Annotated in this window: 7 protein-coding genes, 1 tRNA gene and 1 pseudogene; 3 read left to right on the top strand and 6 right to left on the bottom strand. The window is 41.9% G+C overall.

Annotated features, from left to right (window positions below; genetic code table 11):
• Window positions 1–1,662 (top strand): CHAT domain-containing tetratricopeptide repeat protein (locus tag RMY16_RS23165; protein WP_322738323.1); only part of this gene is annotated, 1,662 nt, incomplete at its 5' end.
• Between the two features lie 940 nt (window positions 1,663–2,602).
• Here RMY16_RS23165 and RMY16_RS23160 read toward each other — a convergent pair.
• From RMY16_RS23160 to RMY16_RS23145, 4 genes are all read right to left on the bottom strand, one after another.
• Complete coding sequence (locus RMY16_RS23160) at window positions 2,603–3,220, bottom strand: 50S ribosomal protein L25/general stress protein Ctc (RefSeq protein WP_322662676.1); 618 nt, start codon at window positions 3,218–3,220, stop codon at window positions 2,603–2,605.
• A 91-nt stretch (window positions 3,221–3,311) separates the two neighbouring features.
• Window positions 3,312–4,655, bottom strand: coding sequence for an adenylosuccinate synthase (locus tag RMY16_RS23155; RefSeq protein WP_322738322.1), 1,344 nt, complete (start codon window positions 4,653–4,655; stop codon window positions 3,312–3,314).
• Window positions 4,656–4,984: 329 nt separating this feature from the next.
• Window positions 4,985–5,055 (bottom strand) — tRNA-Gly (locus RMY16_RS23150).
• Between the two features lie 5 nt (window positions 5,056–5,060).
• The gene (locus RMY16_RS23145) at window positions 5,061–6,230 is read right to left on the bottom strand and encodes an SDR family oxidoreductase (RefSeq protein ID WP_322738321.1); all 1,170 of its coding nucleotides are present in this window, start codon (window positions 6,228–6,230) and stop codon (window positions 5,061–5,063) included.
• A gap of 297 nt (window positions 6,231–6,527) precedes the next feature.
• On the opposite strand from RMY16_RS23145, the gene RMY16_RS23140 reads away from it, so the two are divergent.
• Both RMY16_RS23140 and RMY16_RS23135 read left to right on the top strand, forming a co-directional pair.
• Complete coding sequence (locus tag RMY16_RS23140) at window positions 6,528–8,699, top strand: PAS domain S-box protein (protein ID WP_322738320.1); 2,172 nt, start codon at window positions 6,528–6,530, stop codon at window positions 8,697–8,699.
• Window positions 8,700–9,170: 471 nt separating this feature from the next.
• The gene (locus RMY16_RS23135) at window positions 9,171–10,010 is read left to right on the top strand and encodes a DUF928 domain-containing protein (protein ID WP_322738319.1); all 840 of its coding nucleotides are present in this window, start codon (window positions 9,171–9,173) and stop codon (window positions 10,008–10,010) included.
• Between the two features lie 39 nt (window positions 10,011–10,049).
• Here the strand turns inward: RMY16_RS23135 and RMY16_RS23130 are convergent, their stop codons facing one another.
• On the bottom strand, window positions 10,050–12,674 hold the full coding sequence (locus RMY16_RS23130; protein ID WP_322738318.1) for a CHAT domain-containing protein: 2,625 nt from the start codon (window positions 12,672–12,674) through the stop codon (window positions 10,050–10,052).
• Window positions 12,640–15,138, bottom strand: a pseudogene (locus tag RMY16_RS23125) (S-layer family protein); the annotation flags it as partial. The gene RMY16_RS23130 and the pseudogene RMY16_RS23125, both read right to left, overlap by 35 nt.

The raw sequence follows: 15,138 nt of genomic DNA, 5'->3' as shown, positions 1-15,138 counted from the left end.
GGTGTTGCGACTACACTCAATAACATCGGTGGAGTCTACGACGATTTAGGAGAAAAGCAAAAAGCACTCGATTTTTACAACCAAGCTCTGCCCTTTTGGCGTGCTGTGGGCAATCGCACAGGTGAAGCTGTCACTTTAGGTAATATTGGTGTACTCTTCCAAAGTACAAATCGACCAACCCAAGGCATTACTAATTTAGAGCAATCTCTCAAAATCAGCTTAGAAATGCGCCGGGGTTTGCAACGAGAAAATCGCCAAAAGTTTTTACAGCAAAACGGTGGAAGTGCAATTGCTTTAGTCGATGTCCTGATTAATCAAAAAAAATATGCTCAAGCCTTTGAATGGGTTAACCTATTCACTACAGCCGACCTTGCTGATTATACTCGCCTGATTAATGCCAAAGTTATCAACCCAAAAGCACAGAAAGCTCTTGATAACTGGAGTAAAAAAAATCAACAATTAGAATCCCTGCGACAACAACTGCAAAGCGATCGCTCCGAAAGCCTACCCCAGCAAATTCGGCAATTAGAAGCACAAGTTTACTCACAAGCCGAAAATATCTCTCGCCGTTTTCCTGAAGTGGCAGAACTATTTGAAACTACACCCGCAGATATTAAAAACCTGACATCCTCCATACCCGCAGGAACGGTTGTAGTTCAACCTGTCTTGCTGACTAATATCATAGATATGCCTAATAACGTCGCAATTTTTATCTTCACAAAAGGCGAGTTGAGCGTTATAAAAAAATCTATTGACCCCACTGAATTTAATAAACTTCTCACCCAATACTTGAAAGAAATACAAGATGAAAGTAATTCTAACTACCGTGAAACTGGCGGCAAACTTTATGATATTCTTATTCGTCCTATAGAAGACAAAATTAAAGCTTTATCCCCCAAAGAACTAAGTATTATTGCTACTGGTCAACTGCGCCATTTACCTTTTGAAACTCTTTCCGACAGTAAAACCAACCAATTTCTGATCGAGAAATATCCTGTCAACTATCTCACTCGCATTTCCAATAATTCCCTAAAATCTCCAGGTGTGCAAAATGCCGTACCCCCCAAACTACAAGCTGTTTTAGCATTTGGTAATCCAGTACCCAGTGACCCGCAAAATCTCCCAGGTGCAGAGGCAGAAGTCAGAAGTATTAAGGAAATACTGCCAGACAGTGAAATTTATATCCACAATGAAGCTACCCTAGAAAAGTTTAGATCCCAAGCATTGCGCTTTGACTTTTTGCATTTAGCAACTCACGGCTGTTTCAAAACCGAAGATTGCAAAAAAGTCAAGTTAAAAAATAATACATTACTATTTGCTGATAAACCCTTAGACATTGCCAATGCTGCTCTTTTAGGGCTACAAGGCACACAACTGATTACTCTTAGTGCCTGTCAAACTGCTGTAGACACTAATTTGAATGATGCTAGCACAGGACTTGCAGGAGTTGCTTATATATTTGAGCGTGCTGGTGCTAAAGCTGTGATGGCAAGTTTATGGGCGGTTGATGATGAAGCGACTCAGCAATTGATGATTCAATTTTATCAAAACCTCAAGCAAGGTATGACCAAAGGAGAAGCTTTGCAACAAGCTAAGTTGAAGCTAATTAAAGACCATCCTTATTATTGGTCGCCATTTGTCTTGATTGGTGATGCACGTTAAAGTAATTCGTAATTAAGTGCATTAGAGGATGTTTGAAAAGTTTTCTTCTCGGTAACAAAACGTTCTAGATCCCCCTAAATCCCCCGATAAATTGGGGGACTTTGATTCCGGTTCCTCCCTTTTTAAGGGGAGCCAGCGCGGTCTTGGGGGTTTCCCCCATGAGCGACTGGCGTGGGCTAGGGGGGGATCGGTTAGTGCCTAAAATCACAGCCAACCACTTTTCAAACAACCTCTTAGGCTAAAGCCATAAACTGCGTAGATTGGGTTGAATGTTGAATTGGTATTATAGCCGTAGTCACATAGGTTAACGTGAATTCGACGGATCTAAAAAACCCCACTTCCAAACCTCTCCCCCGCAGGGAGAGAGGCTTTGAAACCATAATTTTCTCGTTGTCAACTAAGAATATTTCTGCCCCTTTCCGCGCCGGAGAGGGGTTGGGGAGAGGTTCATCGAACTGACGTTAGGTTAGGACATAATGACAAGCGTGAATGCTAGGAATAATAATAGTTCTACCTCCTGCCTCCAGCAAGACTGCCTTCTGCCTCCTGCTATACTTCTGTCATATCATGTCGTCGAATTGACCATAATAAAAACACCCCACCCCTAACCCCTCCCCGCAAGCCTACGGTGTACACACAAGTCACATTACCCCCCTTAATCCCCCCGATGTATTGGGGGGAAACAGGAGAATCTAGTTCCCTCCCCTTTACAAGGGCAGGGTTAGGGTGGGGTAAAACCTTGGGTTTTTCAGCTATTTCAGACTTGTGTGTACACCGTAGCCCCGCAAGCGGGGAGGGGAGACAAAGCGTAGCGTTGGCGGGGTGGGGTTCCGAGGGAATTAAGGGTAATTTAGCGGAGATGATATCATCTCTTTGTGCAGGTTCAAATACAAAAAAACCAGGAGTTTCCCCCTGGCTAACATCAAAAATTATTACACACTTACGTAGCTTCAGAGGTTGTTTCACTCGCTGATTCAGCTTCATCCTCAGCAGCAGCACTGATTTGCGGCTGCGAAACGCTAACTACGACTCGCTCCGTATCACCAAGAACTGTGACACCTTGAGGCAAGACTAGCTCGTGAATACGCAAGCTGTCTCCGATTTGCAGGTTAGAGACATCAATTTCAATTATTTCGGGGATGTTTTCCGGCGCACAGCTCACTTGTAACTCAGTGATAACAGTGTCTAAAAAACCACCTTCTTGTTTTACACCAACAGCAGTTCCCACAAAACGCAGTGGTACTTCTACAGTTGTGTCGCCGTGGCCAGCAACTGCGAAAAAGCTGAGGTGGTAAGGCGTACCTTTTGCGGGGTGAATCTGAAGTTCCCGCAGCAAGGTTTTACCGCGCCAAGGTGCATCAGCAACATTCAACTCAATCAAGGTGTTGTTGACGGAAGCTCTTTTGAGCAAACGCTCAACAGTTTTGGCTTCAATGGTCAAAGAAATGGATTCTGTACCCTTATGACCATACAAATTGGCAGGTATCAATCCAGCACGGCGCAAAGCTTTTGGCTTGCTGCCTTCTGGACGTTTTTGAGATTCGACTGTAATAGCCATAAAAGTTGTCCTTTGTCAGTTGTCAGTTGTCCTTTGTCCTTTGTCATTAGTCATTTGCTAATGACCAATGACAAATGACTAATGACTAAATTTACGCACTAAGTAGGGTAGCAGGTGTACCGTCGGGGTGCAATAAAGCGCGTTTGGGGCCGTGGATCGGGTCTTCTACGATTATGGTTTGATCGCGGCTGGCTCCTAATGAGACGATCGCGATCGGAACTTCCATCAATTCGGCTAAGAATTTCAGATAATCCAATGCTGCTTGTGGCAAGTCTTCTAGGGTGCGACAGTTAGTTGTTGACACTTTCCACCCTGGCAAGGTTTTGTAGATGGGACGACATCTAGCAAATTGACGAGAGCTGGTGGGGAAGTGTTCGCTGCGATCGCCATCTATGTCATAAGCGACACAAACTTTGATTTCTTCTAATTCATCAAGAACATCTAGTTTGGTCAGCGCCATACAATCCATACCGTTAATCCGCACGGCATAGCGACCGATGACCGCATCAAACCAGCCACAGCGCCGTTTGCGTCCGGTGGTTGTGCCAAATTCCGCACCGCGATCGCACAACAATTCTCCCAACTCGCCATCTAATTCAGTCGGAAATGGCCCCTCTCCGACACGGGTTGTATAGGCTTTTGACACCCCAATTACCCGGTCAATCATTGTCGGCCCTACCCCAGTACCAACACAAGCCCCACCCGCGACAGGGTTAGAGGAGGTGACATAAGGATAAGTTCCATGATCTAAGTCTAGGAGCGTACCTTGTGCGCCTTCAAACAAAATATTGCGTCGTCGTTGAATCGCATCGGATATTTTCAACGATGTATCAACAACGTGAGGTCGCAAGCGTTCTGCATAGCCCAAATATTGCTCAATCACCTCTTGTGGATCTAGAGGTGGCAAATTGTAAAGCTTTTCTAAAATGACGTTTTTATAATTAATCGTCCACTCCAGCTGCTCGCGCAGCCCATCAGGGTTCATCAAGTCTAAAACCCGAATGCCTGTACGTTCAGATTTGTCAGCATAAGTCGGCCCAATGCCCCGACCTGTTGTGCCGATCTTATAGCTTCCCCGTCGTTCTTCAGATGCCTGGTCAATCAATCGATGATAAGGCATCGTTACGTGGGCTGTCTCAGATATCAGCAGGTGGTCAGTGGAAATATTTAACTCTTTTAGTTGGTCGAGTTCTGCGATCAAAATCTGTGGATCGATGACTGTTCCACAACCGATAATGCAATCGGTATTTGGATACAAAATTCCAGAGGGAATCAAGTGCAGTTTAAAGGTCTGACCTTTGACTACAATCGTGTGTCCAGCATTGACACCCCCTTGGTAACGCACCACAACATCTGCGGAACGGCTGAGTAAGTCAGTTATTTTACCTTTTCCTTCATCGCCCCATTGGGCACCTATGACAATGACGTTAGCCAAGAGCTTATATTAAGAAGTAAAGTTTCCACAAACTATTATTATTAACACATTACGTGAATCATGTCAATAATCAAAATACCCCAATTTATCAGGGTACTTAGGGATATATACAACGTTTTGCTAGCGATCAGAGGACTTTTCAAACATCTTTTAAAGACACTCTCAAAAAACTTAGTTGTCAATCGATCAGAATATCTTGAAGCAGATTGGGTTTTGCGGGGTCATACCAATTTTAGATTTGAGATTTTTGATTAAAAGGCAACGACGGGAATTGCACCCGTATCTCCTGGTGTACTCCAAGGAATTCTACTGTTTGAACTACGTTGCTGGGACAGCGAACCGAATCGAACGGTTGTCTTCCGTCTGGCAAACGGACGCTCTACCACTAAGCTACACTGCCAGAAATTACCAATCTGTTTCTGTGTAGTCTTTGAATAATTTAGCAAAAGGTGTTTTACCTTGGTTAATTCCTAGATAAATTAGGTCACAAATGCGTGCAGCCGCATCATTGATATCAAAGGGAGGATAAAGTCCACCTTCTTGCATGGATTTTGCTTGATGATGGGGGTGTTGAAAGCTAATCCATCCAGGGTCTACTGCATTCATAAAAATACAATGTTTAGTGTATTCTTTGGCACAGGTACGGGTCATTTGATTGAGAGCAGCCTTTGCCATATTGGTGTGGGGATGTCGCCAGGGTTTGTCAACATCGTTAAATCGCCCCTCCATTGAAGAAACATTAATAATGTATTTATTAGTTTCTTTGGAGTTGCTCATTAATTGCTTGAGTCTACTGTTAATGACAAATGGAGCGATCGCATTAATTATATGCACTTCCAATAATTCTAAAATACTGACTTCATCATCCTTCATCAGCCAGCTATTAAAGGGACGCAAGTCGAGTTGTTCTCCATCATCGGTATACCTTCCTAAAGGGAAAAAAGCTGGATTATCTACGCTGTCTGCGGTAATTAAAGGAATTTGGGAAAGGAAAGCAGAATTTTCGGTAAATGTGGCTTGTTTTTCTTTTTTAATACCTAATAGTGCCGGATTCTCAGCGTTCACCGCATGATTATGGCTTACTAACACCTGTATTTCTGGCGGTAGTTCCCCGAAAGGTAGTGATTCAAACTCAATTAAATGACGATAAAACGCAGGCGGACGACGCACTGTTTGTGCTGCATTATTGATAATAATGTCGAGTCGCGGATAAAACTTGCAAACGTGTTGGGTAAATTGCTCAACACTGTGGAGATGGCGCAAATCGAGTCCGTAAATTTGCAACCGATGTTGCCATTCTAGAAAATCTGGCTCTGTTGCGTACCTTTTTGCCGCATCATGAGGAAAACGGCTTGTTGCGATCACAGTTGCACCATTTCGCAACAGTCTCAATGCTACCCCATGACCAATCTTGACCCTGGCTCCTGTGACAATGGCAATTGTACCCCGTAAATCAGCAGTTTGTTGACGCTTACTGAAGTTAAGATTTCCACACTCAACACAGAGTCCAGTGTAAAAACTATGACTCTGTAAAAAAGTTGTCTTGCAGACAATGCAACGTGGTGGTTTGGTCATTAGTCATTTTTGGTATTATTGCCTTGCATACCTGTAGCTCACCGGGTTGAAAATGGCTATATCCCATCTCAACTGCATTGCCCACATTACTGTAAAAATGAATTTATATTAAAAACTAGCGGATTTATTTGTAACTATTATGTATAAATCATCATCCCAACAAATCCAGATATTTACAACTTTAAGATATTGTATTTTGCTACCCGTGTTATCAAAATCCTTAAAATATTTTCAGTATTTGTTTTTGATCTTTAATCTTAACTGATGGAGGGCATCTGCGGCAGAAGGGGCGATCGCATGAGCAAAAAATGGTATCGAGTCCAAAAGCTGAAAGCAATATTCGTCCTAGCATTGGCAGTTGTATTTACTAATGCTGTAGTTTCATATAGCAACACTGTGAAGCTGATTTACAACCAGCAATGGCTAGCATACTCCTATAAATTTATTACCCAAATTGAAAGTATTCAATCTACACTCAAAGATACTGAAACTGCACAACGTAGTTATTTAATTACAGCAGATGCAGATGATTTACAAGGTTATCTTGCAGCTTATCAACAAACAAATAGCAATATTCAGATTCTCAAAAATTTAACTGCCAATAATCGCCAAAAGCAGCAGTGGATTGCTTTGCTGGAACCGAAAATTACCAACATACTCAAGATTCTCCAACAAGAAATTTACCTCAGACAAAACCAGGGATTAGAAGCAGTTCGGCAGCAAATCTTATCTGATAATGACAAGCAAATTGGCAAAGAGATTCACCAGTTGATTAACGACTCTTTGAAAGCCGAGAAAAATTTATTACAGCAGGAAATGCAGCAGTCACAAGCAAATTCCCAAAAGGCGATAGTGACATTTTTTATCGCTGCGATTGTGGATTTGGTGCTGGTGGCGCTGCTGTATGATTTGTTGTGGCGTTATATCAGGCAACTTCAGCAGACGGAACTGGCCCTACGCCAAAGCGAAAATCGTTTACGAGCGATGATAGATGCAGAACCAGAATGCATCCAGCTAATTGCCAAGGATGGCACCCTTTTAGAAATTAATGCAGAAGGGCTGGCAATGATGGAAGTGGAAAATGCTGATATCTTGATTGGTAAACCAGTTGATGCTGTAGTTGCGCCAGAGTATAAAGCAGCCTTTGCCGACTTACATGAAAGTGTCTGCCAAGGTAACAAGGGCACTTTAGAGTTTGAAATCGTGGGATTTAAAGGCACTCGCCGCTACATAGAAACTCATGCCGTACCACTACGTAACGAATCTGATGACAACACATTCATCCATTTGGCACTGACGCGAGATATAACCCAGCAAAAACAGGCAGAACAGAAAATTCGTGAACAAGCGGCGCTGTTAGATGTATCAAAGGATGCAATTCTGGTACGAAATATCCACAACCAAATTTTATTCTGGAATAAAGGTGCCCAGAGTCTATACGGCTGGAAAGCTGAGGAAGTTGTAGGTAAAAATGTTTTACAAGTTTTGTATAAAGAGATTTCACCACAGCTAGAAGATGCTTACTTGAAGGTGATGGATACGGGTGAGTGGCGGGGTGAGTTGCATCAACTGACAAGGGAAGGCAAAGTAATTATCGTTGAAAGTCGGTGGACACTGATCCGAGATGATAATGAACAACCCAAATCCATTTTGAGTGTGAACACTGAGATTACGCAACAGAAACAACTAGAAGCTCAACTTCTGCGATCGCAACGTTTGGAGAGTATTGGCACTCTAGCTGGCGGTATCGCTCACGACCTCAACAACATACTATCGCCAATTTTAATGTCAGTTCAACTGTTGCAGAAGAAATTGCCCGATTCTCAGAGTCAGCAAATACTGCAAACTTTAGAAAATAATGTGAAACGCGGTGCTAATTTGCTTAAACAGGTGTTATCTTTTGCACGCGGTATTGAAAGCAAACGGACAATTGTGGAAATTCAGCCTTTGATGGCAGAAATTGAGCAAATTATCGCTCAAACATTCCCCAAATCTATTAGTTGCCAGATAGATATCCCTAAAAATCTTTGGTACGTTCGTGGAGACATAACTCAACTACATCAGGTATTGATAAACTTAGTAATCAACGCCCGCGACGCTATGCCCAATGGCGGTATTCTTCAGATTGCGGCAGAAAATCTGGTGATTGGCGAACATTCCGCCCAGATAAATATAGATGCGAAAGTGGGTTCTTATATTGCGATCGTAGTCACGGATACTGGTATGGGGATGTCGTCAGAAGTCCAGCAAAGGATTTTTGAACCATTTTTCACCACCAAAGAGGTAGGCAAAGGTACAGGTTTAGGACTTTCTACGGCGTTGGGTATTGTTAAAAATCACGGTGGTTTTGTCAATGTTTACAGTCAATTAGGCAGAGGTACTCAATTTACAGTGTACTTGCCTGCCTCAACATTCAGAGACACACATTCGCCGTCTCAACAATTGGAATCAGTTATAAAAGATGCCTAAATATATCTACAAGAAAACTTATAGCCGTAGTCACACAGATTAGGACAGTGTTGATTGCTCAAAGTCCTGAAAAAACTGGATTTTTACTCAGCACTCAGCACTCAGCACTCAGCACTTAGCTATATATACAAGTTTTCATGCAGAGGTTTAATTTAAGGTGAAATCGTAGTTGGATTAACGCTCTATTTAAAGTTGAAAGTATAGATATATCATCGACTCGTTCGTTTGTAATTATGGGTTCGGTAGCCATAATTGCGAACACATACCCTAATTAAATCTTTTTGGGAATATGCCCTTCGGTATATTTTTGACTATCTATTTTTCCTAACTCCCTAAAAAATGGGCGAACCAGAAGTAATTAAGTCAAAATCTGGAAATACCCTCAAAAATGGTGAAGATCAATTTAACCAAATGCTACGTTAACCTTTATGCTGACGATAGCAACAAGCAAAAATCATACCTGTTAACTTAATGAAATGGATCTTAACAACTGCTTTGATTTTGAGCAGCACTACCCAATATTCAGCACAAGTAACAGAGCAAACTAAACAACCAATTACTAATAAACAACCTGCACAACCAGTTAAAACACCTGCTTTACCTCAACAACCTACTTCTCGACCAGTTTTTATTTTACCAAAAGCACCTGCTGCATTAAGTCCTATATCTGGGCGTAGAGCCGGAATGGGTAGCCGAGATAATTGCCCTGCGGTTTCAACCCCGCTCACTGCTTTAGTACCATTTCAAGAGGAACAAAAGGTTGGCAAACAGATAAACAAGTCAATTATCGGGACTGTAGAGGGACTAACCACTTTAGAACGACCTACGTTTTGGTTTTACATCCCCTACACTAAGGATTTGTCTAACTCAAGTGCTGAATTTAGCTTACAGGATAGCGCCGAAAATGATATTTATAGAAATGCGATCGCCCTACCTTCAGAGCCAAGTATCATTGGTATTTCTCTCCCTAGTACTGCTTTATTAGAAGTAGGTAAGACATATCGCTGGTATTTAAAAGTACGCTGTAATCAAAAGACAGCAAGCATTCCTGTATATGTAGAAGGAGACATTAAAAGAATCAATTTAGAGGATCGTGTTGTGCAACAATTACAAGCCGCAAAAGAGCCTCGACAAAAGATTATAATCTATGCTGAAAAAGGGATTTGGTTTGACGCTTTAAATATGCTAGCACAAATACGCATTTCTAATTATAATGATACATCTATTGAAAAAGATTGGCAAAGTTTATTACAATCAGTCAATTTAGATAATATAGCTATGATGCCTCTAATAAAATTACCAACCCGCTAATAATTTCATATCCAGTAAAATATTTATAAGCCTAGATTTTTACAACCAATTACCAATTATAACGTAGGGTGCCCAGTACATCGCACGGTTATATTCATGAGCTTCAAGTAATTTTAATTGGGCAAAGCGTAAAGCTTCTGCCGTAGTTTTACCAGCCACTAACTGGCGGTAAAATTCCTCAATAAATAAAGCTGTAGAGTTATCGCCAATTTGCCATAGTGAGGCTAAAGTACTCCGCGCACCAGCACGCAGGGCAACTCCTGCTAATCCTAATGCAGCTCGGTTATCTCCTGCTGCTGTTTCGCAAGCACTCAAAACAAGTAATTCAACTGGTTCTGTTCGTTTTTGCTCTCTACTTTTGAGCAAACTATCTAATTCACTCACATTGATGCGTCCATCAGCTGCTAGGATAAAAGTGTCTTTTGCTTTAGAGCTAAATTGCCCATGAGTTGCCAAGTGAACAACTCTAAAAGGTTGAGCGTTGATAGTTTTTGCTAAATTTGTACTGGTAAAATTTTCATCCAATAATGTAGTTGTTGATACGCCTGATTCCTGAATTAATTTCAGTTCAACCTTAACGTTGGGAAGTAGTGCAAACTTTTCATTTTTGGGTGGTTGTGATAGTCCTCCAACCAGGGCATTTAATTTTTTGTGTGCTAAAGGTTTGGGAGTAAATAGTTGCAGTCCGGGGCTAATAGCTACAGAGTATTTTTGGACTAAATATTCTCTGCCATCATACAATGCAGACATCGGGAGATTTCGCAGCAAACCATCTGGAATAAAGACTAGAGTATTAACTTTACTATTTTTAAGGTCTGTTTCAACTGGTTTGATTAACCAATTATAAAGCTGTTGAGAAACTGCTTTAAATTTCTGATTAGCATCAGGTTCGACTATTGTCTCTCGTATTTTTGTAATAACTTGCTCTAATTGCTGACGGTTGACTTTAGAAGTTTTATGTATTAACGCTTGTTCGGGAAGTTTGATAATAATTTCTAAATGGTTATCTAAAATAATCGGGTAGAAAATAGCAGTATACGGGTTGTCGCGGTCTACTATTTTGTCCAACATCACAAATTGATTGCTCAAGCAAGCTTCTCGGAAAAAATTGTCGAGTTCTGCAACTTGCAAGGCTTCAATTCGCTGACGTGCTTTATCTAAATCTGGTTTTCCTTGTCCTTTCTCTTGTAAAATCAACTCTACAGACTGCCGATAAAGAGGTTCTATGCGATCGCGAAAATTGAACTGTACCTCTCGATTAACCGCAACTAAATCGTTGCGAAGAGACTGAAGAGTTGTTACAGCAAGATCATAAGCAGATATGGCAGCTGGGATATTTCCCTGTGCTTTGAGTAAGCGTCCTAACTGCCACTCAAGGCGATAAGCTATATCTGAGGCATCAATTTTTTGAGCCATAAATAATGCTTGCTGGGTCAAATTTTGTGCTTCTTGCAATTGTTGGTTCTGCTCGTAAACTTCTCCCAAGCTGCCCAGAGCATAAGATTCGGCACGTTCATCGCCGATGATTTTGGCTTGTTGAACGCTAGTTGCCAGAATTTCTGCAATGTTTTTTTTGTTACTAATTGTGGTCAAAGTCTGAGCAAAATTGATCCGTGCATAAATACCAGCTTGATTGGTAGGCAGATTGGGGATTTGAGATTGGATTGTGGGTATTAATGACTTTGCTTCAGTGATGCGTTCGTTTTCGACCAGCAAACTCAGCTGATTAATTAGGGATTGAACTTTGGCCAGAGGGTTTGGTGCAATTTTGGCAGCATTTTCATAATGAGCGATCGCATCTTCAATATTACTTAACGACCTAGCAGTATTACCGAGGCTAAATTCTGCCAAGCTAATTTCTAGAGACAGTTGCAGACGTTGAGCGATTTCTAAGCTTTGTTGTAAGTTTTTCTGGGATAACTCAAGTTCGCCTAATTGTTGTAAAACATTGCCAAGCGATCGCAAAGCTGTTACTTTTACAAGTGAGTCAGGTTGGGAAATTAATTCTTGGGATACTTCATTTAATATATCTAAGCTACGGCGGTAAAAACCAGCAACTCGTAAGGCTTGTGCTTGGTTGATCCGGCTGCGCGCTACTCCAGCATTATCATCTAATTTCTTCCAGATTTGCTCTGCTTGTTGTGATGTTTGCAAAGATGCATCAGTTTGTCCCAGTGCTAGTTGCAATTCGCCCTGAATATTGAGAGTTTGTGCAAGAATTTCTAACAATTCAGATTTGGGATTATTGACATTTAACTTTTGATTTATCTCATCCCAGCCAAGTAAATTTAAGCTATTGTCGATAGTTGCATCAGCTTCTTTCCACAAGCCGAGTTGCTGATACACAACAGAAAGGTTAGTCAGCGCTGCGGCTTGTGCAGGGTTATTGCGTTCTCGTTGATAGGTACGGACAGCTTGTTGTAAAATAATTACGGCTTCAGTAAAGCGCCCAGTTTGATAAAGTGCTTCTCCTTGCTCAAGAAGTTGCTGTGGTGTTGTAACTGGGGGTTTATTGATTTGAATGTGAAACCCGTTTGCTGAATTTGTGTAGAGTTGTTTAGCAAATGTGCTAGGGATAATAGTCAAAAAAATAGCAATAGTAAATAGGACTACAGGAGTTACCGCAAATCTAACGACTCGCTTTGGCAGCTGGAATTTTGCCATATTTCACACCTCCCTGAGATACAGGACAGGAAGCAGGTGTTTGCCAAAGGCTGTGGGGGTTGAGTTGAGGAACTTGTGCTACTAATTCTATGTTTCCCTTGCGATCGATTACCCAGCCAGAAGCTTCCACAATCGGAATTGTAGCAGCAATTTTAGGAGTAGTTGATGCTGTTGGTTGTGGCTGAGTCGCTGTGTGTGCCAAGTTTTCTGGTTGTGTTTTCAATCTCACCCAACCTGATAGAGTACTTAAATCTTGTAATGGTTCAGTAGGATTGATGAGTAGTCCGCCGCGTCCTGTTGCTACAAATGTATTTTGGAATTGCCGAGTTCCAGGAGCGCAGGCATTGGAAATTTGCCTAGAAGCATCAACTAGATTAATTGGGAGTTCGACTAAGCCGTTACTAGGATTTACATCAGGTGTGTTGATTTGCACATTGCCGCTTAAATCAGGAGTTGCACCTTTTGCGGTAATATCGTTTGTGTTTGGGGAAGGCTCATTTCGGGACTGGATACCAAAGATCCCTGCAATATTTTTGATGGTAACATTCCCGCCACGGAATTTCGCAGAATCTGCTCTAATGTCGCTATTTTCATTGGGAACAGCAACGATGAAGCCATTTTTGTTATCAATTGTGATGTTACCACCAGTGATATCATCACCACTGGCGTTAGTGGTTATGCTGCTACCTCGACGTAATAATAGTAGAGGCGAGTTGAGAAAGATATTTCCACCTCCTCCTGTAGTGTCAGCGCTTATTTTTGCGCTGTTGTCAAGACGGATAGAGTTAGCCTGTACTGTGAGATCGCCTGCACTTCCCAAACCAAGACTGCTCACAGTTAGTCCACTGGCTGCACCTTGATTGCCTACTTTCGGTTTGCCATATATGTCGATATTGTCAGCAACGAATTGAGCAAGTCGAGCCGAGTAAGTTGGATCGCTGTCTGTGATTGTCGCACTGTCAGTAGCATTAAGAGTGATGCTACCCGCACGCCCACTACCAGATGTGATGGCAGTTAGTTGTCCACCCGATATTGCATCAATTGTATTCGTATTGATATTAATTGCTCCCCCTGTTCCACTGGCTGTAGTTCGGGCATCTACAACCGCGCCCTTGGAAATACTAAATGTATTTGTATTCACTGTTATATTGCCGCCAACTCCAGAGGAATTGGTGCTGGTAAAAATGCCGCTCGATACTGCATCTACGAACTGTGGAGGAGAATTGAATCTGGGTGGAATATTGTTTTGAAAAAGGTCGGTGGGAGCTACTGTTGTATTAGTCCCAGATACACTAACTTTATCTGTTGTATTGATGAGGATATTACCAGCTTTTCCTTCTCCAGATGTGACTGTATTCAGTTGAGCGCCATCTGTTAATAAGAGCGATTGGGCTGTGATGTTAATCCCTTGAGCATCTCCAGTTGCCTCTTTTCGTACGGCAGTAGAGATGTCACTGTCAGCCAGGGAAATTGCACCTATAGTCTGCACAAAGATCCCGCCAGCATTTCCTTGTCCTTGAGTGCTAGCAGATATCAAAGATTGATAAGAAGAGACAAATCCTGCTTGGATATCAATATCTCCGGCTTCGCCCTTTCCATTAGCAAAAAGTGTAGTCGTGATAAAGCTCTGGTCTAGAGATAAACCATCCTTGAGATGGATTGATATCTTGCCAGCATTTCCCTCTACTTTCTTCTCCAAATTATTGTCGTCACCCACTCCAGTAGCTAAAAAAGAACCATTTATTAATTGGAGAGATGGCGCATTGATCCTAATATTGCCTCCATTGCCTTTTATCGTGTTATTACTTAGGGTGCAGCCAACGGCAATTAATGAGCAGATGCCAACGTTGCTGAATGCGCTACCTCGATCAAACAATACGCGATCGCGGGCATTAATATTTATATTCCCAGCATCTCCGTTTTCTCCATTGGCGCTGGCTGCTAAGTAAGATTCATTAGTCACAGTAAGTGCGCCAGTATCGATGGTTATATTGCCTGCATTCCCTTCACCTTGGGTGTTGGAAATGAATTGAGCGCCATTCGTTAGAGAAAGCAACCCGCTGGTAATTTTGATATCGCCTCCATTACCTTTTACTTCTGTGGTATCACTGAAAGAAGCTTGATTTACATCAGTATATACTTTGGCTCCATTCTCGAAGGAAACGAGATCGCGGGCATTAATATTTATATTTCCAGCATCTCCATTTTCTCCATTGGCGCTGGCAGCTAAAAAAGATTCATTAGTGACAAAAAGCGAGTTTGTATTGATGGTTATATTGCCTGCATTTCCCACTCCCGAAGTGCTGGCAGTCAGCTTAGAACCATTGGTTACGGTAAGTAATTCTGTACTAATGTTGATGTCGCCTCCCTTGCCTCTGGTCGTCACATTGCTATATGCTTGACCTCCCAGATCAAACAATACGCGATCGCGGGCATTAATATTTATATTCCCAGCATCTCCGTT

Source organism: Nostoc sp. DedQUE12b (assembly GCF_034530835.1).
Classification (GTDB): domain Bacteria; phylum Cyanobacteriota; class Cyanobacteriia; order Cyanobacteriales; family Nostocaceae; genus Nostoc.
The sequence above is the reverse complement of the archived record's forward strand: the minus strand, read 5'-3'. Positions and strand labels throughout refer to the sequence as shown.

What these genes read in the sequence shown, in the direction of transcription:
- RMY16_RS23160 (WP_322662676.1), bottom strand. Translation starts at nt 3,220, where the DNA reads ATGGCTATTACAGTCGAATCTCAAAAACGTCCAGAAGGCAGCAAGCCA.
- RMY16_RS23145 (WP_322738321.1), bottom strand. Translation starts at nt 6,230, where the DNA reads ATGACCAAACCACCACGTTGCATTGTCTGCAAGACAACTTTTTTACAG.
- RMY16_RS23140 (WP_322738320.1), top strand. Translation starts at nt 6,528, where the DNA reads ATGAGCAAAAAATGGTATCGAGTCCAAAAGCTGAAAGCAATATTCGTC.
- RMY16_RS23135 (WP_322738319.1), top strand. Translation starts at nt 9,171, where the DNA reads ATGAAATGGATCTTAACAACTGCTTTGATTTTGAGCAGCACTACCCAA.
- RMY16_RS23130 (WP_322738318.1), bottom strand. Translation starts at nt 12,674, where the DNA reads ATGGCAAAATTCCAGCTGCCAAAGCGAGTCGTTAGATTTGCGGTAACT.